The organism is Nostoc sp. NMS8 (assembly GCF_017115045.1).
In the GTDB taxonomy this organism is placed as follows: domain Bacteria; phylum Cyanobacteriota; class Cyanobacteriia; order Cyanobacteriales; family Nostocaceae; genus Nostoc.
Genome location: NZ_JABXKK010000040.1, coordinates 27,083 through 49,862 on the forward strand (window position 1 = coordinate 27,083; position 22,780 = coordinate 49,862).

At 40.0% G+C, this 22,780-nt stretch carries 23 protein-coding genes and 1 tRNA gene; 11 read left to right on the forward strand and 13 right to left on the reverse strand.

Annotated features, from left to right (window positions below; all coding sequences use genetic code 11):
• Window positions 1-259 precede the first annotated feature (259 nt).
• Together HWQ39_RS06270 and HWQ39_RS06275 are read left to right on the forward strand one after the other, a co-directional pair.
• Window positions 260-1,525, forward strand: a complete 1,266-nt coding sequence (locus HWQ39_RS06270; RefSeq protein WP_292842700.1) for a sensor histidine kinase — start codon at window positions 260-262, stop codon at window positions 1,523-1,525.
• Window positions 1,525-2,187, forward strand: a complete 663-nt coding sequence (locus tag HWQ39_RS06275) for a response regulator transcription factor (protein WP_292842702.1) — start codon at window positions 1,525-1,527, stop codon at window positions 2,185-2,187. The genes HWQ39_RS06270 and HWQ39_RS06275 overlap by 1 nt, the downstream gene beginning before the upstream one ends.
• A 162-nt stretch (window positions 2,188-2,349) precedes the next feature.
• Here HWQ39_RS06275 and HWQ39_RS06280 read toward each other — a convergent pair whose 3' ends face one another.
• Window positions 2,350-2,775 (reverse strand): nucleoside deaminase, encoded by a 426-nt coding sequence (locus HWQ39_RS06280; protein ID WP_292842964.1) that lies wholly within the window; start codon window positions 2,773-2,775, stop codon window positions 2,350-2,352.
• 88 nt (window positions 2,776-2,863) lie between these two features.
• Between HWQ39_RS06280 and HWQ39_RS06285 the strand changes: the two genes are divergently transcribed.
• Both HWQ39_RS06285 and HWQ39_RS06290 read left to right on the forward strand, forming a co-directional pair.
• On the forward strand, window positions 2,864-3,655 hold the full coding sequence (locus HWQ39_RS06285; protein ID WP_292842704.1) for an ion transporter: 792 nt from the start codon (window positions 2,864-2,866) through the stop codon (window positions 3,653-3,655).
• Between the two features lie 397 nt (window positions 3,656-4,052).
• A complete protein-coding gene (locus tag HWQ39_RS06290; RefSeq protein ID WP_292842706.1) occupies window positions 4,053-4,280 on the forward strand; it encodes a hypothetical protein in 228 nt (75 codons plus the stop codon).
• Here HWQ39_RS06290 and HWQ39_RS06295 read toward each other — a convergent pair.
• Window positions 4,277-4,480: a hypothetical protein gene (locus HWQ39_RS06295; RefSeq protein WP_292842708.1), complete on the reverse strand. Its 204-nt coding sequence runs from the start codon at window positions 4,478-4,480 to the stop codon at window positions 4,277-4,279. The two genes, HWQ39_RS06290 and HWQ39_RS06295, sit on opposite strands and share 4 nt — an antisense overlap.
• Before the next feature lie 271 nt (window positions 4,481-4,751).
• On the opposite strand from HWQ39_RS06295, the gene fghA reads away from it, so the two are divergent.
• The 3 genes from fghA to HWQ39_RS06310 all read left to right on the forward strand — a co-directional run bounded on the left by fghA (window position 4,752) and on the right by HWQ39_RS06310 (window position 7,036).
• Window positions 4,752-5,588, forward strand: coding sequence for an S-formylglutathione hydrolase (fghA, locus tag HWQ39_RS06300; protein WP_292842710.1), 837 nt, complete (start codon window positions 4,752-4,754; stop codon window positions 5,586-5,588).
• Window positions 5,589-5,799: 211 nt separating this feature from the next.
• Window positions 5,800-5,970: a ssl1498 family light-harvesting-like protein gene (locus HWQ39_RS06305; RefSeq protein WP_292842712.1), complete on the forward strand. Its 171-nt coding sequence runs from the start codon at window positions 5,800-5,802 to the stop codon at window positions 5,968-5,970.
• Window positions 5,971-6,247: 277 nt separating this feature from the next.
• On the forward strand, window positions 6,248-7,036 hold the full coding sequence (locus tag HWQ39_RS06310; protein ID WP_292842714.1) for a COP23 domain-containing protein: 789 nt from the start codon (window positions 6,248-6,250) through the stop codon (window positions 7,034-7,036).
• 155 nt (window positions 7,037-7,191) lie between these two features.
• Here HWQ39_RS06310 and cobA read toward each other — a convergent pair whose 3' ends face one another.
• The 4 genes from cobA to HWQ39_RS06330 all read right to left on the reverse strand — a co-directional run bounded on the left by cobA (window position 7,192) and on the right by HWQ39_RS06330 (window position 10,235).
• On the reverse strand, window positions 7,192-7,971 hold the full coding sequence (gene cobA, locus HWQ39_RS06315; RefSeq protein ID WP_292842716.1) for a uroporphyrinogen-III C-methyltransferase: 780 nt from the start codon (window positions 7,969-7,971) through the stop codon (window positions 7,192-7,194).
• Window positions 7,968-8,735 (reverse strand): sirohydrochlorin chelatase, encoded by a 768-nt coding sequence (locus HWQ39_RS06320; RefSeq protein ID WP_292842718.1) that lies wholly within the window; start codon window positions 8,733-8,735, stop codon window positions 7,968-7,970. The genes cobA and HWQ39_RS06320 overlap by 4 nt, the downstream gene beginning before the upstream one ends.
• 150 nt (window positions 8,736-8,885) lie before the next feature.
• Window positions 8,886-9,563: a pentapeptide repeat-containing protein gene (locus HWQ39_RS06325; protein ID WP_292842720.1), complete on the reverse strand. Its 678-nt coding sequence runs from the start codon at window positions 9,561-9,563 to the stop codon at window positions 8,886-8,888.
• 288 nt (window positions 9,564-9,851) lie between these two features.
• Window positions 9,852-10,235 (reverse strand): DUF4359 domain-containing protein, encoded by a 384-nt coding sequence (locus tag HWQ39_RS06330; protein ID WP_179064982.1) that lies wholly within the window; start codon window positions 10,233-10,235, stop codon window positions 9,852-9,854.
• A gap of 124 nt (window positions 10,236-10,359) precedes the next feature.
• On the opposite strand from HWQ39_RS06330, the gene HWQ39_RS06335 reads away from it, so the two are divergent.
• Both HWQ39_RS06335 and HWQ39_RS06340 read left to right on the forward strand, forming a co-directional pair.
• A tRNA-His gene (locus HWQ39_RS06335) sits at window positions 10,360-10,432 on the forward strand.
• Between the two features lie 510 nt (window positions 10,433-10,942).
• The gene (locus HWQ39_RS06340) at window positions 10,943-13,363 is read left to right on the forward strand and encodes a sucrose synthase (protein WP_292842723.1); all 2,421 of its coding nucleotides are present in this window, start codon (window positions 10,943-10,945) and stop codon (window positions 13,361-13,363) included.
• Between the two features lie 39 nt (window positions 13,364-13,402).
• On the opposite strand, the gene HWQ39_RS06345 is transcribed toward HWQ39_RS06340, so the two are convergent.
• Together HWQ39_RS06345 and HWQ39_RS06350 are read right to left on the reverse strand one after the other, a co-directional pair.
• Window positions 13,403-13,927 carry a peptidoglycan-binding domain-containing protein gene (locus tag HWQ39_RS06345; RefSeq protein WP_292842725.1) on the reverse strand — a complete coding sequence of 175 codons (525 nt, stop codon included), beginning with the start codon at window positions 13,925-13,927 and terminating at the stop codon, window positions 13,403-13,405.
• 516 nt (window positions 13,928-14,443) lie between these two features.
• Entirely contained in the window at window positions 14,444-15,160 is a 717-nt protein-coding gene (locus HWQ39_RS06350) for an ROK family protein (protein WP_292842966.1), read from the reverse strand.
• Window positions 15,161-15,440: 280 nt separating this feature from the next.
• On the opposite strand from HWQ39_RS06350, the gene HWQ39_RS06355 reads away from it, so the two are divergent.
• Both HWQ39_RS06355 and HWQ39_RS06360 read left to right on the forward strand, forming a co-directional pair.
• Window positions 15,441-15,944 carry a 2TM domain-containing protein gene (locus HWQ39_RS06355; protein WP_292842727.1) on the forward strand — a complete coding sequence of 168 codons (504 nt, stop codon included), beginning with the start codon at window positions 15,441-15,443 and terminating at the stop codon, window positions 15,942-15,944.
• A gap of 519 nt (window positions 15,945-16,463) precedes the next feature.
• Complete coding sequence (locus HWQ39_RS06360; protein ID WP_292842729.1) at window positions 16,464-16,784, forward strand: hypothetical protein; 321 nt, start codon at window positions 16,464-16,466, stop codon at window positions 16,782-16,784.
• A 112-nt stretch (window positions 16,785-16,896) separates the two neighbouring features.
• Here HWQ39_RS06360 and HWQ39_RS06365 read toward each other — a convergent pair whose 3' ends face one another.
• The 5 genes from HWQ39_RS06365 to HWQ39_RS06385 form a co-directional block, all read right to left on the reverse strand.
• Complete coding sequence (locus HWQ39_RS06365) at window positions 16,897-17,241, reverse strand: DUF2103 domain-containing protein (RefSeq protein ID WP_179064987.1); 345 nt, start codon at window positions 17,239-17,241, stop codon at window positions 16,897-16,899.
• A gap of 8 nt (window positions 17,242-17,249) precedes the next feature.
• On the reverse strand, window positions 17,250-17,576 hold the full coding sequence (gene clpS / locus HWQ39_RS06370; protein WP_179064988.1) for an ATP-dependent Clp protease adapter ClpS: 327 nt from the start codon (window positions 17,574-17,576) through the stop codon (window positions 17,250-17,252).
• A gap of 331 nt (window positions 17,577-17,907) precedes the next feature.
• Complete coding sequence (locus HWQ39_RS06375; protein WP_292842733.1) at window positions 17,908-19,938, reverse strand: FAD-dependent oxidoreductase; 2,031 nt, start codon at window positions 19,936-19,938, stop codon at window positions 17,908-17,910.
• A 224-nt stretch (window positions 19,939-20,162) separates the two neighbouring features.
• Window positions 20,163-21,218, reverse strand: a complete 1,056-nt coding sequence (gene acsF, locus HWQ39_RS06380; protein ID WP_292842735.1) for a magnesium-protoporphyrin IX monomethyl ester (oxidative) cyclase — start codon at window positions 21,216-21,218, stop codon at window positions 20,163-20,165.
• 513 nt (window positions 21,219-21,731) lie between these two features.
• Window positions 21,732-22,733, reverse strand: coding sequence for a methyltransferase domain-containing protein (locus tag HWQ39_RS06385; RefSeq protein ID WP_292842737.1), 1,002 nt, complete (start codon window positions 22,731-22,733; stop codon window positions 21,732-21,734).
• Window positions 22,734-22,780: the final 47 nt, after the last annotated feature.

A 22,780-nucleotide genomic window follows, 5' to 3' on the forward strand; every position in this document is an offset into this window, starting at 1 on the left:
GTCATGATTGAATTTTGACAAATATGATTGACAATAAATAGTTAGGAGCGGCAAGTGGTAAGTTAAGAGTTTGGAATGATTTACCAAATAATTTAGGATGGTGATAAATCTTTATTTAGATTATTACGTAATATTTTGATATCCTGCATTTACTCTTAATTACTCAGTCACCGAAAAATTTAAACGTCGGAGACTGCTACTCAAATTGCATTCAAAACTCTTAACTATTAACTCATTCATCACTGGAGTGAAGCGATTAGTGAATCGTCAAATTCAAAATAATAAACATCCTTTTCCGTCTCTGCTTTATCTGGAGTGGACACTATTAGCAATCACTGCATTGACAGCAGTTATACCACCTCCATTACGGCAATTTCGTCCTAAGCCTCCAGAACTATCGATTTGTGGTGTATTTCCCGAATTGTCAGCTTGTAGCATATTACCAGAGCTATCAATTTGTAGTCTGATTATTTTTGCATTAATGGGCTTAAGATTACCCAGGAGTAACCAGATAAATAAGGTTATCTACATAACTGTTGAAATTTTATTGATTTTAACAACTGGACTTTTTGGTGAAAGGTTTGCTCGGCTTTTTCCCTTTCTATACATAATTTTAGTTACTCGCAGTTGTCTAATTTTTCAGTTACCTGGGCGTTTATTCGTTACAACTTTATCGTTTAGCTTATTTCTTTTGACGACACAACTCAAATACCAGTTATTCAATTTTCAAGCATCACCCCAAGTACAAGAACGATATCGATTTTTGATTTTGAATTCGTCGCTGGTATTTGGCTTAAGTTTGGTTTTTGTTTTGTTAATGATGAATGCAGTATTATCTGAACGGCATAGTCGAGAAAAGTTGGCGATCGCTAATGAAAAGCTTCGTCAATATGCGATGCGAATTGAGAATCAAGCTACTTTAGAAGAACGTAACCGAATTGCTCGTGAAATTCATGATTCATTAGGACATTCTCTAACTGCTTTAAATCTGCAATTAGAAACTGCTTTAAAACTATGGCAATCTAACCCAGGTAAGGCTGAAACATTCCTTGCAACCGCAAAAGAATTAGGTTCAAAAGCACTAAAAGATGTCCGCCAATCTGTTTCTACTATGCGTTCTAATCCCTTACAAGAACAGTCTTTAGAACGCGCGATCGCTAGTCTTTCAGAAAATTTTTATCGCTCAAACGGGATTTTACCAATTTACCAAATTAACCTGGAATATTCTCTACCACCTGAAATCAATACCGCTATTTACCGGATTACTCAAGAATCTTTGACAAATATATCTAAATATGCTGATGCAACGGAAGTTAAATTGGAACTCACGACGACAAAAGGCAATTTGCGATTGACAATTCAGGATAATGGTAAAGGTTTTGATTTAGGGCAAAATACTACTGGTTTTGGACTTCATAGTATGCGCGATCGCACTCTAGCACTTGGAGGTAACTTTAATATTAATAGCGCTCTTGGTTCTGGTTGTAAAATTACAGTTAATATTCCATTAGCAAGGTTAACATAATGATTAAAGTGTTGCTGGTAGATGACCAAAGTTTAATTCGTCAAGGATTAAGAGCATTATTAGAACTAGAAGCAGATTTAGAGATAGTTGGAGAAGCAGAAAATGGAGAACAGGCGATTGATTTGGTTGCGAAATTTCAGCCAGATGTAATCTTACTAGATATCAGAATGCCAATTATGGATGGAGTTGCAGCCACGCGAGAGATTCAAAAACGTTTTCCCACAACTAAGATTTTAGTACTGACAACTTTTGATGATGATGAATATGTGTCAGCAGCTTTAAAACATGGAGCAATGGGTTATTTATTGAAAGATACACCATCAGAAGAATTAGCTGTTGCTATTCGTGCTGTTCATAAAGGATATACTCACTTAGGCCCAGGTATAGTCAAAAAGCTGCTGACTCAATTTTCTCATCCTGCACTAATCCAGTCCCCGCCTGTACCATCTAGTTTAGCTGAACTTACTCCTAGAGAAAAAGAGGTTTTGCGGTTAATTGCAACAGGCGCTAGTAACCGAGAAATTGCTCAGGAACTCTATATTTCTGAGGGGACGGTGAAAAATCATGTGACAAATATTTTAAACAGATTAAATTTGCGCGATCGCACCCAAGCTGCTATTTGGGCAAATACATATTTATCCTATTTGAATGAGCCAAATTAAATAATTTGTAATGACGATTTTAACCTCTAAATTAACGTAGGGTATGTTACTTACTGAAAGTCCGGCGGTTTTTTGGTGCGTTACGGAAGCAGTGACACACCCTAGATATAAATGAACACCAGATCCCGGACTTCTTTGAGAAGTCCGGGATCTAAATCTAGCTTATTTAAATAACTCCAAGCATTCATTTTTTAAAATGCCTTTTGTGACTTTGATGTTCCTAAATGACTTGGATATTACCTCTTCAGAAGATATATTAATTTGTAATTGATTTACACTTATTAAATCTTCAATTGAAGCACCATATACAATTTCTGATAAACCACTCCAAACACAAGCAGTTGCACACATTGGACAAGGTTCACCAGTTGTATATATGCTATAACCTTCTAAAGAGGGGTTTTTAAGTTTAGCTGTTAAACTACGAATAACGTTAATTTCCGCATGGGCTGATGGATCGTTGTCTCTCGTCACAGTATTATGAGCTACAGCTACGACTTCGTTATCTTTAACAATCACAGCACCGTAAGGCGCATCGCCTTCTTTTGCTTCTGCCAAAGCTAAACGCATAAAATATTCTGGGTTCATATAAGCTGGAGTTAACATAACGATAATGATTAATAATATCGTATTTCTAATGTTATAACTGGGAATTAAGATGTATTAATGGTCGAATATGTTACTGAGCAGACAAGAAACAGAGTTTTACTTAAAAGACCTAGAAACTCCAATCGGTAAAGCAATCAATTTAACACTTGCCTCTTTGGTGCTAATATCATCAGGAATTTTTGTGGTAGAAACATATAATATTCCTGATGATATGCGGTTTCAGTTAAATGTAGCTGATATTGCGATCGTCATTATCTTCGCGGTGGAATATTCACTCCGTCTGTGGAGTGCAGAAAACAAAATTAAGTATATTTTTAGCTTTTATTCGATTATTGACTTATTGGCGATTTTACCATTTTTTCTTGGGATGGTGGATATTAGTTTTATCCGCCTACTAAGATGGTTTCGGATTTTACGATTAATTAGATTTATTGATAGAAAGTTTTTATTCGCCAGTATCAGCACTGAAGATGGCATGATTTTTGCGCGAATATTATTTACATTATTTGCAATTGTTTTTATTTACTCTGGTTTAATTTATCAAGTCGAACATCCAGTTAATTCTCAAAATTACGGTACTTTTTTGGACGCCTTTTATTTCTCAGTTGTCACGATGACAACTGTCGGATTTGGCGATGTGATTCCAATTTCTGAATTAGGACGCTTGCTTACAGTATTGATGATTTTTACAGGAATTGCGCTGATTCCTTGGCAAGTGGGAGATTTAATTAAGCGAGTGGTGAAAACTGCTAATCAGATAGAAACAGTTTGTGCAGGTTGTGGTTTGACTTTCCACGATCTAGATGCTGGATTTTGTAAAAGATGCGGGACTAAGTTACCTAGTCGTAGGGTTGATTGAGATGCGATCGCATCCACGTTGAGATACTCTGACATCTGCTCCAAATTGCTGTAAATTCACCCATGTCAAAGCTGTAGAAAACAACTTATACCAAAATTAGTATGGTTATACTAGGACTGTATTTTTTTCTCGCCTTGGTATATACTAATTTTTCTAAGAGGATGTTTTAAAAATATTAAAGTTTGTAATGAGGTTGAAGTCCTGACTACAAACTAAGTAGGTTGGGGTGAATATTTATCATCAGGATAAGGCAGGAGGGAAGAAGGTTTGAGTGTTTGAGTCTACTTTACTTTTATTAACATAGTTTGGTTTTTCCCCGTCGTTCTACTTAATATCAATATTTTTGACATTACTCTACTTTGATTTATTCTCTCTTACTTAAGTCAGGAATGCATTTATGAGTAGCTTAATCTTATTATTAATTGGTTTAGGAACTTTTTTCTTGGCTTTCAATACTCAAGAGGAAATTAGTCGCATTACTGCTATGATCAGCGGGACAATTCTTTTAATTTGGGGTTTGGCTTTAGCTCCCTTGGCATTTCAATTACTAATTGAGATTGTCTCAGTTTTAGCAGCCTTCTCTGTTTGTATGCGTTGTTTAGGCTGTGGTTTTAACCGCGATTAATTTTTAAGATAACTTATAATTTTCCTAATATCTTCAAGAGATAAATTAAGTAATTGAGCAGTCATAACTTCTAACATGTTAACTTCCGTGACTGGCAGCACAAAATTCAACTTTTTTAGAGGATTATTGCCAATTCTAATCTCAACAAAGCTAAATCCTTGCTTTTTTTCAATTTCTGCTTTTATTACTATAAAATTCACGAGAGTTTTTATCTGTATTTGCTGATTATGTTCTAGTCCGAACAAGGTACTCTTAACAATTCAAAATTCAAAATTAAAGAAATTTCAGACGGGGATTTTGATGCCTCAAGATTATTATGCATTTATAAATAAAGCTCATTATAATCCTAAATTTAGTATGAGCGGTGGTTAGGGACTTGCGATCGCCTAGATTTTCCTCTTTGCACGCCCCACTTCCAGCGTTCTTTTACAGATAGCAAATCCGATGTAGTCAAATAAGAGAATATAATCAATGCCTAACCTCAATCTCATTTCAGAATATAAAAGCTTTGGTGGCAAACTCGGTTTTTACAGTCATCACTCCTCCACCTGTAACGGTGAAATGCGCTTTACCATCTATCAACCACCACAAGCAACTCAAAATTCTGTGCCGATTCTCTATTTTCTCTCTGGTTTAACTTGCACGGAAGAGAATTTTATGGCGAAGGCGGGAGTGCAACGCTTGGCGGCTGAGTACGGTTTGATATTGGTTGCACCAGATACTAGTCCGCGTAATACTGGCATTGCAGGTGAGGATAATGACTGGGACTTTGGCACTGGTGCGGGCTTTTATGTTGATGCTACAGAGGAACCGTGGCGTCAACACTACCAAATGTATAGTTATGTCGTCCAGGAATTACCTGCTTTAATTACCGCCAACTTTCCTACCCAACCTGAAAAACAAGGTATTTTCGGTCATTCGATGGGAGGACATGGGGCGCTAGTTTGTGCGTTGAGAAACCCAGAACTCTATAAATCAGTATCAGCTTTTGCACCAATCACTGCACCTATGCGTTGTCCTTGGGGTCAAAAGGCTTTCAGTGGTTATCTTGGCAGCAATCAAGAAAGTTGGCGTGCTTATGATGCTAGTGAATTAGTCAAGGTATTAGGATATCACAGTCCAATTCTCATTGACCAAGGGACTGCTGATAAATTTTTAGCTGAACAATTACTGCCAGAGGTATTTGAACAAGCTTGTGCAGATGTTAACCAGCCGCTAAACTTGCGTTACCAAGAAGGCTACGACCACAGTTATTATTTCATCGCCAGTTTTATTGAAGATCATATCCGCCACCATGCGTTAGCGTAGCTTACCGTAGGTATCGCTTTTAAAAAACCAGACCGGAAAAAAGGAATTTAGATTTGACACTTTCCTTAATGGAATGGAAGCGAGGTTTTCCAGATCCCGTGATAAGTCAGCTTTATGACTACTATTAGTCTTTTTTTGTCAAGCCATGTTGACGATTTGTAACAAAATAGTTATATTTGGTTACATAAGTTAACAAAAAAGAGAAAAAACTATGTATACCACCATTAACGAAGACGGCATCCTCAACAACTACGCAGCTGAACCCCAGATATACTACGCTGAGTACCCAACAATTTGGGAACAACGTAGATACGTTTTACAAGGTCTTTTTGCCACTTTAATTGTCACCACTTTAGTTTTGGTTGGTTTGAGCGTTAGCTAAGATTTTTCGATTTCAGTATCGCTGTATCTCATCGTCAATCTCACTTCTCGACTTACCTCGGCTAAATTAGCCGGGTTTTTTTTGCGTTTTTAAGCATCCCAAACAACAGCCTATGAAGGAATGGGGCATCATAGAGACATTCAAGCACGTCTGAAAAAGCTACTCGAAGAGAAAAAAGTAAGAGAAGAAAAAAATAGCGTTTTTGATGAATCAAAAAACAGAATTATTCGTCACTTAGACTATCAATTCCCTACCGATTTATACTGGAGGATGATTTATGCCATCACAACTGCTGAAATTTATGTCTTTGGGTATTCTTGGTTTATCTTTGTGCCTGAGCAATTCCGCAGCAATGGCACAATATGATACTGGTACTAGTGGCGATGGTGTAGTAGTGCCTACAGTACCATCCGGTGATACATCAACACCAGTACCAATAGACACATCGACAGGTATACCATCTTCACCCTCATCTGACACTGCAACTCGGTTTACCTGTCAGTCTTATAATGGTCAGTATACCGTCATGTATCAGCCACAAAGTCAACCAGGACAATTCTTTCCTTGGGCTGCACCGGCGGCTTTGGGTGGTGGTTGGGATGCACAAAGGCGTTGTGCAGCAATTGCCAGTCGTTTAGAACTTTATCGTCCAGATGGTTTACAAGAACTTCAGACAGCTGTCGAAAATAACGAAAATATCGTCTGCGTTACAACTGAAGCGAATCCAAGCTGTAGAATTGTGCTGACAGTCCCGCGTGGGAAAGATCCCTATGTTATCCGCAATAGCATTTTTCAGAACTTGACTACTGCTGACAATGGACAACAGACTATAGCTGTTAACACTTATGGCGATCGCAGTAGTGGAGGCAACGAATTATATAATTTAGGACGCACCCTTCTAGGCAGTGGTAATAATCGGATTAGTTCATCTAGAAGTGGGATTAATCTCAAACCTTTCCTCGATCGCCAAGATGGCGGTACTGGAAACAATTTAGGGAGGGGAGTAGGAATTCGTCGTCAGTCTCAGCCTAGCGGCGCTCGTCTAAATCCTGGTAAGTTCCGGTAATAAAAAGTGATTTTTAATACAAAATGACTTCAAATAAAAAATATCCAACTACCTAATTGTGGCGCGGACATCTTGTCCGCCTTTTTTTACCTACTGAGTGCTGATTGAAGAAAAAGAACTCTCACTTTTGCTTTAAACAAGCTTTGCACCAAACATTAAACTGGACGACAACCAGACAAAATACTGTGCATATTCACGACTTGTCCAATAACTGCGATCGCAGGCGCACTAAATCCAGTTTCCTCTACCTGTGTGACAATTGTTTCTAAAGTACCAATCAATTCTTCTTGTTCTGGGCGCGTACCCCAGCGCACCAAAGCAATAGGCGTTTCTAAATTCAACCCAGCGATACTTAATTGTTCCACAATATAAGGCAGATTGTGAATTCCCATATAAATTACAATGGTCTCGGAACCATGAGCGATCGCACTCCAATTTACAATCGGTCTATACTTACCCGCCGCCTCATGACCAGTTACAAACGTCACCGATGAACTATACAGCCGATGAGTTAAAGGTATACCTGAGTATGCTGCCGCTGCAATTCCCGATGTGATACCTGGCACAACTTCCGTTGATATCCCCGCTTTAACTAATTCTTCCATCTCTTCGCCACCGCGACCAAAGATAAACGGATCGCCACCCTTTAGCCGCACCACAATTGCATGATCCTGCGCTTTATCAATCAGCAGTTGCGTTGTCTCCGACTGTAACAACGAATGTCTCCCCGCACGCTTACCAGCATTAATTTGCTCGGCTTGGGGATTAATCATTGCCAAAATTGCCGGGCTGACTAAGGCATCATAGATAACGACATCGGCACATTCCAACAAACCTTTCGCCTTCAGGGTAATTAATCCTGGATCTCCTGGCCCCGCACCGACTAAATAAACCTTTCCCAAATACTTGTTCTCCTGTTTTTGTATGCGGTTCATTTATCTGTTAAATCCCAAATTAGCTCGGCTAATTCTGCACTTGCTCCCAATGGCTGCGCCAATTGGAAATTCACCGCAGAAAATTGTAATTTTAGCGCCTCTATTGAGGTGGCGATCGCATCGGTTATTCCACCAGCGAATAAAAAGTATGGCAAAATTGCAATTTCCCGATAACCAGCAGTTACCAACTCTTTCACCCGTGATTCTAAACTAGGAGGCCCAGCCCAATAAGCAGTCACGGCTCCCAACCTCGCCGCTATTGCTTCCACAGTTTCTTGTGAGCCTGGGCGACGGCTACCATGAGCTAAGAGAATCCATGCTTCTGCTTTTATAGTATCTACTTGCTTGGCCAGCAATTTTTCTAAATTGGGGTGAGAGCCTAAATATGGTTGCAACTCAATGATAATATCTTCACCAGTAGCCTGTTGTGCGAGTGCTACTTCGACGGGAATATCTGTCATAACATGCACTCCCGACAGCAGAAATAGCGGTACAATTTTGAGGCGGTTCACATTTTGAGATAGGTTACGTAGGCGTAACCCGCCGCAGGCATCGCCAAAGGCGCTCTTAGCAAATTGTTGAATCTGCTCGTGTAAAGGCTGAGAACTCATTTCTAAAGCTGCTATGCCAACCAGATGTTCGCTATTTACTGAGTTGTGCTTTTTTGGCAATTTGTGACATATCAGCCTAGCTAGTTGCTGCATAGCAATTTCTGGGCGGCGATCGCGACTTCCGTGAGACAATAATAGATAGGCAGATGACATTGGGAAAGTTTGAACTCTCAGTTACTATCCTTATTTTAAGATGAAGCTGGGGATAATTAAGTACTCTGCTAATTATTCAAATTATTATTAGTTACTAATACACTTCACTAAAAAAGAGGATAATGATAAATGAAAACTTGCTTTCAACTTTTATGCGTTATCGGTTGTTTCTTCATCAACAGCTTTAACTACTACATTCGCATACCTTTGAAGAATATAAGCCGCTTGGAATATATCTAAAACTGCACCTTGAAGCTGATTTATATTAATTTGTAAACCCTCTATATTAGAACCTCTAAAATCTGTATTTTTAAATTTAGCATCAGCAAGGATAACATTATTCATTTGGCAATTTATAAATTTTACATTCATCAGAAAAGATTCTATAAATGTAGAATCTTCAAGGATACAATTGTCAAAAATAGCATTGTCAAATTTACTTGAATTAAATTGTGATAATTGTCCTTGACAGCCTTTAAAAATAACATTTTTGAATCTGGACTTTATTGCTTGAAATCCCAGCAATCTACAGTTAATAAATTCAACTCTATTCAGTGAAGCTTCTTCCCATTCAGTATTGGCAAAATCACTTTTAGCAATTCTAACATCTTGCAGAGTAAGTTTTTTAAAGTAAGTATTTATAGATTTAACATTATCAAAGTATGCATACTGAAAATCTACTCCTTTCGTTCCCTCAATTTGGCAATTTGATAAATGTACATTTTGATAGCTTTCTAATTCATATAATTGGTTATCTGGTATACCCTTATTCATTGTTTCATATAAAGGTAAATTAGGAGGATCAATCGCTGTATGCTTGCTAGACATATTTTTTACTTGAAATCATCTCATCTAAAAAATACCATACACCTTATGAATGCTCTAATAGTCAAGTAAAAAATACATTTCCTTATTTTTATTAAATTTAATACAAAATTAGATTGAGCAAAAATGCAACTCCTTCTAAAAAGCAGCTTATAACAAAGCTTGAAGAAAAATTCAGAAGTCAGAATCAAGACGCTACTCGAAAATACTCGCTCTAAGCGTTGGCGCAGCCTCTCGTAGAGAGCGTCATTTTGAATTTTGAATTGTTAACTTCCGTCCCTGCTGCTTACCTTATTGCTCTTCGGCAGTGTAAGTATAAAATTGATCAAAAGCTCCCACCGTTTCAAATTTATAAGAAGGTATCCAAGAGTTTATTTTTAAATCTGTACGATAAATACTAAAAACAACAAAATTTTGCCTTTCTGTAGTCCTAGCAATAATTCCTTGGATTTGTGGGTTAGCTGAATCAACCAACTTATCACAATTAAAGCGGATTAAATTTTCGATAATATTCGTAGTCTTTTTACATACATCGGTTTTTAAGTATTTTGTCAGCCGTTGAACTGCATATTCTTCGTATTCAACCTGACTGGGATTGGTTTTCGCCATTGTCACACCCAAGGCGGCAAGTCCTACTGCTGCTCCAGTATACGCGATGATGGTCAATGGTTTCATATTTGCCAAGTAAAATTCATTGTAATCGTTAGATTCTGGAGACTCTAAATCAACTAAATCCGTTCCTTGAAGAAAAACTCTTGATCGCTAGCCAAATTATTGCTATAATTCAAATTGTTGAATGGCGAGCGTAGCCAAGTGGTTAAGGCAGTGGTTTGTGGTACCACCATTCGTGGGTTCAATTCCCATCGTTCGCCCTATATAATTTTATATCGATCCATACATTCCTATATAGAGGTGGATTGTGGTTTTGAAGATTCATAACCACTACTTTAGCAAGGATCTGCTATGTACAAGTTTATAGACTTGAAAGGGTTGTAAACCCACAATCATTAATTAGTTTATCTTATTGAATAAGTTGATATATATAAGAAAATCTACTTTCTCAAGGGAAATTAGGTGTAAGATGTCTTACAACATCCTACTTCTCTAGGAGAAGGGCTAAGGATAGAGAAGCCCTTACTGTTAACTAAAGGAATAAAAATTGTATTCCTTTGGTTAGAGCAAAAAATATTGAGCCATAGATACTTTAGTTAAAGTAGAACATGATTTAAGTGCTTACTGAAAATTTGATATTTGTAGGTACACAGATAAATCACATTTATCTGTGTTATTTCGTGTTTATGTGCGGTTTGAGAAAAGTTTGAGGCTTATTTGTCTAGCCTTAAAAGTTAATAATGCAAACATCGTTATCTAATGGAGTTGCCATGTCTGAATTGTTTCAAGCAGTCTTAGATAGTGAAGAAAGAAGTGATTTGCGTTCCTTTATTAGTCAATTACGCCAGCAAGAAAAAAAGTACTTGCTACGGAACGACATACTTAATGTATATAGTGAGTATTGCTCCAAGTCTCAGAAACCTGAAACTTTTTACACTTCTTCTGAGTTAGGAAAACTCATTTACTATACTCAGGAAATTATTCAGGAGGACTCAAACTTTTGTTTCATTATCCGTTCTAAGATTGCCAGCCAAGAAGTTTATTGGTTGACTTCAGACTTGAGCTTTGAGCCGATGACGGTACAGGATTTGTTGGATCTGCGCGATCGCTTCGTCAACAAATCTCATCCTAACGACGGCGGCTTGCTAGAGTTGGATTTTGGCCCGTTTTATGACTACGCTCCAGTCATCCGCGACCCCAAAAATATTGGTAAGGGGGTGCAATTCCTCAACCGCTATCTTTCCAGCCAACTATTCCAAGACTCCAAAGAATTGCTGGACAGCTTATTTCATTTCTTACGCCTGCACCACTACAACGGTATTCAACTGCTGATCAGCGATCGCATTCAATCGCAGCAGCAACTTTCTCAGCAAGTTAAAAAAGCGATCGATTTTGTGAATAATCGCGCCGACAATGAACTCTATGAACAATTCCGGTTTCAATTGCAAACAATGGGTTTTGAACCGGGTTGGGGTAACACCGCAGCGCGAGTCCGGGAAACCCTCAATATTCTCGATGAATTGATTGATTCTCCCGATCCTCAAACCCTAGAAGCTTTCATCTCTCGCGTCCCGATGATTTTTAGAATCGTCTTGGTGTCAGCTCACGGTTGGTTTGGGCAAGAGGGCGTTTTGGGGCGTCCCGATACTGGTGGTCAAGTAGTTTACGTCCTCGATCAGGCAAAAAGCTTAGAGAAGCAGCTACAAGAAGATGTCATACTAGCTGGTTTAGAGGGATTGAATGTCCAGCCAAAGGTAATTATTCTCACCCGTTTGATTCCCAACAGTGATGGTACTCTTTGTAATCAACGGCTAGAAAAAGTCCTTGGTAGTGAAAACGCTTGGATTTTGCGAGTACCTTTGCGAGAATTTAACCCCAACATGACTCAAAACTGGATTTCCCGGTTTGAGTTTTGGCCTTATTTAGAAACTTTCGCCATTGACTCAGAAAGAGAACTACGGGCAGAATTTCACGGCACGCCTGACTTAATAGTTGGCAACTATACCGATGGAAATTTAGTGGCATTTTTGCTGGCGCGACGGCTGAAAGTGACACAATGTAACGTTGCCCATGCTTTAGAAAAATCTAAATACTTATTCAGTAACCTCTACTGGCAAGATTTGGAAGATAAATATCATTTTTCCTTGCAATTCACTGCTGATTTAATTGCCATGAACGCTGCCAATTTTGTGATTAGCAGCACCTACCAAGAAATTGTCGGGACACATGATAGTGTGGGACAGTACGAATCTTATAAGTGCTTCACTATGCCGGAGTTGTACCATGTAACCAATGGCATTGAATTATTTAGTCCCAAGTTTAATGTCGTACCCCCTGGAGTAAACGAAAATAATTACTTCCCCTACACCCGAAATAAAGACCGCGTAGAGAGCGATCGCCAACGCCTTGCAGAAACACTCTTTACTCTAGAAGACCCCGCGCAAATCTTTGGTAAACTCGACGATCCTAACAAGCGCCCTCTCTTCTCAATGGCGCGACTTGACCACATCAAAAACCTCACCGGTTTAGCTGAATGTTATGGTCAAAGTAAAGAATTACAAGAACATTACAACTTAATTTTGGTGGCGGGTAAATTGCGCGTCGAAGAATCAGGTGATAACGAAGAACGCGACGAAATTATTAAACTCTATCAAATTATTGACGAGTACAATCTCCACGGAAAGATTCGCTGGTTGGGTGTCCGCTTGACTAAAACTGATTCCGGTGAAATTTACCGAGTCATTGCCGATCATCAGGGAATTTTTGTACAACCAGCTTTATTTGAAGCTTTTGGATTGACCATTTTAGAAGCAATGGTTTCAGGATTACCGACTTTCGCCACACAGTTTGGTGGGCCATTAGAGATTATTCAAGATAAGGTGAATGGCTTTTTGATTAACCCGACAAATTTAGAGGAAACAGCCACAAAAATTGTGAGTTTTATCACTAAATGCGAACAAAATCCTAACTATTGGAATGAAATTTCTCAGCGAGGAATTGACCGAGTTTACACTACCTATACTTGGAAAATTCACACTACCAAGCTATTATCATTAGCGCGAATTTATGGCTTCTGGAACTTTACCTCAAAGGAAAATCGGGAAGATTTGTTACGTTATCTTGAGGCTTTGTTTTATTTAATTTACAAGCCAAGAGCGCAACAGCTATTAGAGCAGCATAAACACCGTTAGTTTGTGATTAGTCATTAGCTAATGACTAATGACTAATAACTAAATTGTCAACGCACCCCAAGTTCGCTGACCAACTACTCCATCTACTCCTAAATTTCGCTGGTTTTGAAAGGCTTTGATAGCCGTCTCTGTGAGTGCGCCAAAAATTCCATCTACTCTCACAGCGTAACCGTTAGATACTAACAGCTGTTGTAAAGCTCTGACAGCAACACCAGAACTACCAAAATAAAGAGTTGGTAGAGTTTGGCTACTAAACTTCTGGAACTTTCCTGTAGCCTTTGTACGGATTTTACCTCCAGACTGAGAATACTTTTTAGACTGACTTAATTTAGAAGAAATTAGGAACTGATTTTTTCTACTAATTTTCTTAAGTATGTTTTCTTTCTCTACTTTTAACGCTGAGGAAGAAGCTGGGGAAATTTCATCTGTCTGCATAAATTCAGGTGGCGTGACTTGGGCAGTTATCTCTAACTGACTCTGTTTTGACTGGTTTAGTCCATTTTCCACCTGAAATAATTGCTGCTGTGGCAAACTGTCCCCAGATGCTTGTCTGATTGTTAACATGCCCGTCATTATCAGGCCAATTTCAGTCATTGTAGTTTATTTTACTTCAACCAATATTTCTTTGAAGCAACAATATTGCTGCTGTCTGGGATAGTACATGCTCACAAAATAAAAAAGTCATGTACTAATTTTTTCACATAATATTGTCATGTTCATATTTACTTACCTCCGATGCCATCTAATTAGAATCATGTCATTACTTTTGTGCTTTTTTATCTTTAATCAAGGTGTCAATTTGTCAGATATACTATCTAAATCAACGGTTTAGACAATAACATACTATACGATCGTCTGGGAATGCCATCAAATCGAGACGCGATAAATCGCCCTCTCTACAAGTGTTTTGGGTTTATCTGAACTGTATTGCGCTATCACTCACTCGTACTGAATTTTGACTGGAGCCAGAGCGTCTCCGGCTCTGCTCCTGAGTTGTGAATTATTCTGATAAAATCCCTGTAGGTATAGCCCATCGGAGACATTGCTTAGTATACCGAGTTATGGATACTGAAAAGCTTTTTACCTTTTTTCATCTCGCCACAAAGCAATACCGCCTAATAAACCAGTGATATTGGGGATGAGTTTCACATTTAACGGTAGCTGGAAATTTACTCTCACAGCTTCGCCACCGCCAATGTACAGGTAATCATAATTAAATAGATGTTGCAAAGATGCGATCGCTTTTTCTAAACGCCTATTCCACCTTTTATCACCAATTTTTTCTAACTCTGCACGCCCCAACTGTTGCTCGAAAGTCTCTCCTTTGCGAAACGGATGATGCCCCATTTCCATATTCGGCACTAGTCTCCCATCCACAAATAAGGCCGAACCAAACCCCGTACCCAGGGTAATCACCAATTCCACACCTTTACCTGCGATCGCACCAAACCCCTGCATATCTGCATCATTAATCACCCGTATAGGCTTATTTAAGTGTTTTAATAATGCTGTTTCCAAATCAAATCCGATCCAATCTGGATGTAAGTTTACCGCTGTTTCTGTAACTCCACAGCGCACCACACCGGGGAAACCAACCGAAACGCGATGAAATTCACCTTGAGCCGCTGCCAACACAACAATTGCATTAATTACAACCTCTGGTGTTGCAGGTTGCGGTGTATCTAAACGCGCCCTTTCGGTTACAGGATTCCCCGTAATATCCAAAACCATAGCCTTAACGCCACTACCGCCAATATCAACTGATAGGGTACGAATCGATCCATTTTCGTCAACCATTGAGTCTACATCCTTGTTAATAGCTGCTATTTCGTTATTAATTATGCTCTGCTGCATTTGATAATATCTGGATGTTTGGAGAGTTTTTATATTGCTAGAGAGAGATCAATTCAAAATTAAAGAACTTCTTCCCCTGTCAAAAGTTAAAAATCTCATACATTTGATGCAGGAGAGCATCTAGATTTGTTAATGTAAGAATAATGAAAATAGTACTGGCGTAGCTGCTTAAAATCTATTGAGCAGCAAGTTTCTATATAAAAGTAATATAAGAGAAAGAATTATGACGGCGTTTGAACCTCAAAGCATCCGCTCGTATAGCCAAGAAGATGTCCAACAAATTCTGCACTTGGCGATCGCTCGTCAAGCTGATGACAAAGATACAGAATTTTCTTATGAGCAAATATTAGAAATTGCCGCTGAGTTAGAAATATCACCTGATTCTTTAAAACTAGCAGAACGCGATTGGAGCGTACAACAGGGTCAAGTCGAACAACGAAAAGCTTTTGACGCCTACCGCATCAGAAGGTTTCAGAAGCGTTTAGGCAATTATGCAATTTTCAATGGTTTTTTTATACTAATGAATTTAGTCACTGGTGGCGCAATTACTTGGTCAATGTACATTGTACTATTCTGTGGATTGCCTATAGGGCTTGATGTTTGGAACACCTTTCAAATTAAGGGTGAAGAGTATGAAATGGCATTCCAAAAGTGGAGTCGTAAACATCAGATTAAAAAAACCATCAGCACAGTTTTGAATAAGTGGTTTAAGGCATTACAGGCTTAGAGGATGTTTGTTAAGTTTTAGGCGAATATAATGAGACTGTTGGCGAATTCTATGTAAACCGCAATTTCTGGGGTGAGAAGCTACGACATTTCAAGCTTTTGAGGATAGCGATACCTACGGTGGGCTGCGCCTACGCAATTCGCCAACAGAGTCATATAATTCGCTACTACACAAACTTAGTCCGCCTGCGCGGACTAACCAAAAATTGACGGTTTTAAACCCACGGAGGTGGGTTAAGTTTTGTGTAGCTGCGATTTCTAATCGCCAGGTATATTTGCAAAGGTGAGATGCTCCTAAGGTCAAAAGTCAAAAGAATTGTATTCCAAGGTCTTGCACCATTTGATAATAGTATGTTTATTTCCGCCGTACTGGACTAGACCCATAATCAAGTGCTGAGTTCTAGGCGAGATTTTTCACTCACCGCTTTTGAATCTATTGAGGTTTGTAAATAATTTGTATTTCTGCAAGGAATATTCCTTTAGACTGAACTTTAACTGAAAAATGTGGGAATAAACACAAATGCATTCGTTAAATATATTTTGTCACGAATTTGTAGTTGCTGTTTCCTTTGTAGCTTGCATTATTGGACTGTTGTTACTGTGGGACGGGCAGCAGCAAACAAATGATGTGGAAGAAACAGAGCGAATTCTGTTCAGAATGAGCTTTAGTTACTGGCTAGTTTATTGTGTAGCTTTCGGTCTGGAGAAAATGGTTTTACCCAACTGGGAATCTTTACTCATGACTTTGAAAATAACTACGGCTCTGTCATATTTCTTAACTTTTTCTTGCATTGTTAGTTTGCCGCTACACAAATTTGCAGTACATCGGGTTGAAGAATAGTTTTTTGGGCATAGGGCATGGGGTAAAACTAGTTCCGTTAGCGGTAGCGGGCCATTGAAACCGTTCCGATTCCCACTCATTACTCATTACTCCTAAAAGGCATGAGCAATAATTAACATCTCATAGCGATCGCTAATGTTGTTTCTAATTGATCTTGGGGTAAAGTCGTTAAAATAAATACTTCTTGTACCGTCTTACCCTGCCGTGCGATAACTTTATAACCACCACGAATCGGTACTGAGACGCGAAGTTGCATTTTTGGACAGTGACCTTTTGCCCGCCCAATCACTCCTGGCGTCACAGTTTGGATACCATCATGCTGACAAAGACGTTCTAATATGGGAATCAGACCAGAAAGATGTGTCGAGTGATTCCAAACTAGTCTAGCAGCTTTTTGTGTTCGCGTAGCGTCTCGTAGAGAAGCCGTGCGGAGAGGATCTACGGTGGGTTTGCCCATAATCTTAATTAAGCTGCTTCTAGAGGTGCCATTGTCAAACCGGCTCGGCGCAACTGCTGGTGATAGAGTTCCGCAGGTTCTTGGGGCCCGACCCAAACGATTGCTTGACCTTCATAGTGTACCTGATTAGTCAGATCCCACGCGCGATCGCCACTCATCCCCGGAATATATTTCATCAAACATTCAGCCACATGTGGGAATGTATTAAAATCGTCGTTTAATACAATCACTTTGTAATTTGGATAAGTCTTACGGACAACTTGACTAGACCGTTCAGGAGCTATGGTTGGTGCTGTAGCCATTCCGTAAACATCTGCTGAAAGTGTCATAACCATACAACAATTGGTCAAGATAATTTTACAAAACTACACTATAAGTAACTAGTTTAGTTCATTGTTTGGGGATTGGGGAATGGGAAGTTAGGAGTTAGGAGTTAGGAGTTATATCAGGTTCGGTTAAACACTGGTAATATTTGTAGGTTGGGTTGAGGAATAAAACTCAACACTTGATCTGTGTTCATGTTGGGTTTCACTGCTTTCAACTCAACCTACATTGATAGATTTTATTACAAGTAATCACCCAAACTTGATATTAGAGTTAGGTATTGTGTCATTGGAAAGAATTTAATCCCCAGTCCCTAATCCCTAATCCCCAGTCCCCAATATCCTATTTCCAATTATCCCAGTTTTCGTTAAAAATAGATGTATCTGGGAAAGCAGTAGGGTTGCCATTTTGTTGCAAAAGGCGTTTGAGTGCTTCTAGTTGTGGCTCTTGTTTAGGTAAATTATCAACTAGTTGGTAAGGTGCGATCGCATTTTTGATGGCAAAACTAGCAACAGTTCCCGCAGCAGCGCCAGCCGACCATTCAAAGGAATGTACCCGATAGGCAGCGGAGGCGATATGACTAGTGGCAATGCTTTTACCTCCTACTAGCAAATTGTCAATTTTCTGGGGAATCATCGCCCTCAGAGCAATTTGAAAGGGATACGCTTGGCCAGCACCACGCCTTTCACCTGGATGTTCTGTGTTACCAGGGGCTTCTGGAGGACTATTTACCATGCAAGGATGGAAATCTATGGCGTAGTGACCAATTCCCACAGCATCAGGAAAAATGGTAGAACGAGTCCGTCGCATTGCTTTGTCTGGTGGAACTTTACCATCAATTACTGATACAGCTTCTAAACCGGCAACTGCTGCTCGTAGCCGACGATACATATCTGCTGGCAGAGTCTTGGAGTAATACTCATCATTATAATCTCGACGAGAAATATCAATTTCCCAGATAGTAAAGCCTCCCGGCTGTCCCCAACTAGGGCGGCCAATGATGCGGCGTCCTTCTCGCATATAAGGATATTTCGATAAGCCATGCACTGTGCCCATTGGGGAATTTAAACCGGAAACAAAGCGGTTATTAGTTTGCTGCTGCTTGACACCTTCCCCTAGTTTAGAATCTGTAGTCCCAGCTACCAACCAGTAATAGAAAGAGAGGGCATTTTCCTCAGCCTTGCGGAGGGTTTCTGTTCGTAGTCCTCCGATCCAACCCCCTGGTTGTAACTGTCCAGTAGCTTGTAACTGTTGGCGAGTGTAAATTAAATTATCCCTAGCTGTTCCAGGACGGTAGTCGTTACCCCAAGTCCAGTTTTGCATAGAGATATCACCTGGTGTAGGCGCAGAAAAACTTACACCGCCGAATTTTTCTGGTTTCCCTTGATTTGGACTCCAAATGCGACGATAGGTAAAAACTAAATCAAAGTTAGCCAGTCGCGTTAATTCATAGCTGAAATATGGCGCATATTGTAAATAAAATGGGGGCATTGTCTGCGGTTGCGGTTCCTTGGTTGCCTCCATTCCAAAGGTATAAGTAAAGCCTTGAGGGCAATATGGATCGTTGTTGGTGGCAGAAGCAGAAGGTTCTAGGTAAGAACGGGCATCAATGCCTAATCTATAAGGAACATCAGCAAGGGCAATAATTTCTCCGGTTTCGCTGGCGTCTACAACGTACCATTTAGGAGCATCCTCTTTCGCTGCCTTGGGAATGAAACGGAGAATAGTTTTGGTAAACCGAGATGAGTTTTCGTAGCTATAAGAATCTTCAATGCTTTGAGATAAAGTAAAAGTATTAAGAGGTGGTGCGCCTTTTGGTGGTTGATGTTGAATTGCGATCGCACTATTAATTATTTTGCCATCAGCAGAAATTTCTAAATCCTTAATTACCGTGTTAGGAAACCATTGCAGCTTTCCTTTGCCCTGCTTTTCGGCATCTTGAAGCATCTGGCTCAAAATAGTGTGAGCATCACGGGGAAGAAAACAAGATTCACTTACCCAACACTCACCAGGGTTAAGCTTACCGTATTTGCGCCCAATACGGTTTCGCAATTCCAGATAGCCACGAGAATAGAATTTGAGAGTTCGCTGAGTTGGGCGCTCGTCTAATGCAGATGTCCCTTGAGCAGAAATTTGTCCCCCCAGCCAGTCAGTAATTTCTGTCAGACAAACTGTTCGTCCCGCTAACAAACCCTCATAAGCTGTGGCGACACCAGATAGTCCACCCCCAACCACCAAAATCTCGCAATTAACACTTTTGTCTGGAGTTCTTGCTGGCGCAGCCTTTGCTCTATCAAATACAATTAAACTAGATATTAAATTGAGACTAATCAGTGATGTTAAGCTAAAAGCTACTTTGTGTCTACGCTTCATTGTTAAAAAAACCGCTCCAAATCCTGTGTCACCTTGTAGAAGGTAGCATCCAGCAAATGTTCATTACAAGCTAATTGAATGCATTCGTAATAGAGCGATCGCCAGTATAGCTTGGGGTATCTTGCCTAATAGATATCTGGTGAAATTAATTATGGATTATCCATCACCGTTGTAGAGACGCGAAATTTTGCGTCCCTACTTTTTCATTAGCAGATGTCTAATACCTAACGAACCATTCCCCGTAGGACTTCAGTATCAATGGGTTTGATCAGATAAACTAACAGCAGATTCCAAACAATTGCTGCAATCAAAGGTAGTTTGCGAATCAGCTTCACCAATTTTGGCCCAGAACCGCCCTCAATCTCTGCAATTTTTAAGTTGTAACCTGCACAGCGTTGCAGGCGGGGGAAAAACTGGGGATGTTCCGTATTCAACATCACCGGAAAAGCCCGTCCGGCGGTTTCATTGGTGTTGCGGACAACTTGGAGATCGAATTCTGTAGCATCAAGCCCCAGTGATTTGTAGAACCCGGAACGTTCATGAACTGTCAAGGTATGGGTAGCAAATACAGATAGTAAGAAAAAGCGACTCCACAGCCGAGATTTCCAGGTGTTCCAGAGTTGCGGTTGAGAACGTAAAAGCGCCTTGAATATATCTCCGTGACGGTTTTCGTCCTGACACCAACTCTCAAAGTACCGGAAAATAGGGTAAAACTCATTTTCTGGGTACTTTTCTAGATGTCTGAAAATAATAATGTAACGCCAGTAGCCAATTTTTTCTGAGAGGTAAACTGTGTAAAGTACCCACTCAATCGGGAAAAACGTATAGGTGCGGGTTTTAGTAACAGTGGCTAAATCCAGGGAAACTTTAAAATCGCCCATTGCTTTGTTGAGAAATCCGGCGTGGCGGGCTTCATCACGCGCCATCAGTTGAAATATTTCCGCCAGCACTGGACTGCGATTTTTTAGTTTGCGGGATAATTCCTTGAATAGCAAGAACCCGGAAAACTCAGAAATGCAGGAACGTTCCAAATATTCTATAAACGCCTGCCTTGCTTCACCGCTAACGTGTTCCCAAGACTGCTCAAACGCATCATCGCGAACAAAATGATGGCGGTTGTAGTCTGTCCGCATTTCTGTCAACATCGCCCACAATTCCGTTTCTTGGGCAGACAAATCCAACTGGGCTGCGGTTTCAAAATCTGTAGTATAAAACCGAGGGGTGAGTACAGTTTCTTTGCTGGGGGTTTTAGTTTCTGGCTTGGGTAGGGTGTTAACCATGAGTAATGCAGCGATCCAGTTAATAGTTATATAACTATTAAGTTATGATAAATATGATTATTTAGCTAGACCTCTTCACAATCCTTTAGTAAAGTCGGAATTTCTGCTTGCGGGACTGGAGAGGAAATTTTTTAAGATTTTGAGGGGTCTGAATCCCCATTCAAATCTTCCCAATCCCCAATGTTGACAGAGCTTTGTCGAAGTGTTCCCAGTTCTCAACTCAATCATAATTCTTTCCTCCTGCCCCTGCCTTCTCTTATAACCCAGATACTAGAACCGAAAAAGTACAAACAGAAAGCGTTTGAGGACTAGGATTTAAATAATTTATTAAGTTTTGAAACTTCTTTGCTTAAATCAAATACATAGCTATTTAGCTATATATCAGTATAAATAACCTTACCCCAAAATTCGCGGGTGCGATCGCAGCAATTCATGCAGAACTTACAGGGTGAGATTGCCTCAGACCTTATAAGCTGCCAACAGATGCGAGATATCGCTTTGTTCATCATGCCGCTACCTAACCAAGCTTGAGGGAGTTTGGCTGGTAAAGTTTCTATCGATCAATTCTGTACTCCCCTTCGCCCGCACAGCGCGGAACATTCCAAATCGGCATAGCCCTGCACCAAACGCCAAACGCATCAGCAAAAACGTCGGCATCTCACGCAGAGATTTAATGAAACTAGATAGACCAAAACGCACCAATCCCTGTGGTTTAACTACTCCTTGCCAGATGGAATCTAACCAAGAAGGAAGCGTTTGTTCCGTCCAGTCAGCTGTAATTACCTCCCCCTCGACTAAGGAGGTCGCTGTCAAAAGCTCCGAAAAGCCCTCAATGCTGGAAAAAGCTGGATGAGACCACTGATCGAGAAGTTGCTGCATTACTGGTTTTTCCCAGAAATTTAGAGGTTTTTGGCGGTCATCTCTCTGATTCCAGTCAGCTACAACCAACACCCCACCAGGCTTTAGCACCCGCATTAATTCTCTAGCAAAAACAGTTTTATCTGGCATGTGCGGGCCTGCTTCGATTGACCAGACCACATCAAAACTAGCATCTGGAAACGACAATGCCATCGCATCATCCACCGTAAACTGGACGTTTAGCCCTTTATGGGTTAACTCTTGGGCACGCTTTACCTGCTGTGGACTGATGGTAATCCCTGTAACAGCAAACCCATAATCTCGCGCTAAAATCCGGCTGCTGCCGCCAATACCACAGCCAACATCTAAAACGGTAGTACCAGGAGGTAATTTTTCTATTCCACCCCATTTAACCATTTCATGGACAAAATCAGATTTAGCAGTCAAAAAATCCTTTCGTCGTGGGGGCGAACCGTAGTGACCGAGGTGAATGTGTTCCCCCCAATAAAACTCTACGATGCCGTCAAGAGTCCATTGATCGTAGGAATTGGCGACTGTGGCTGAGGATTGATACTTGCGGGCAGTCAGGAGATAAGCCGCAATTCCCATCACCAAAAACAGAAGAAAACCAATTACAAAATATAATAAATTTGACATTGTTTTGAAATCTCCTGTATGCCTACCGTAGATAGATTTTTTGCACG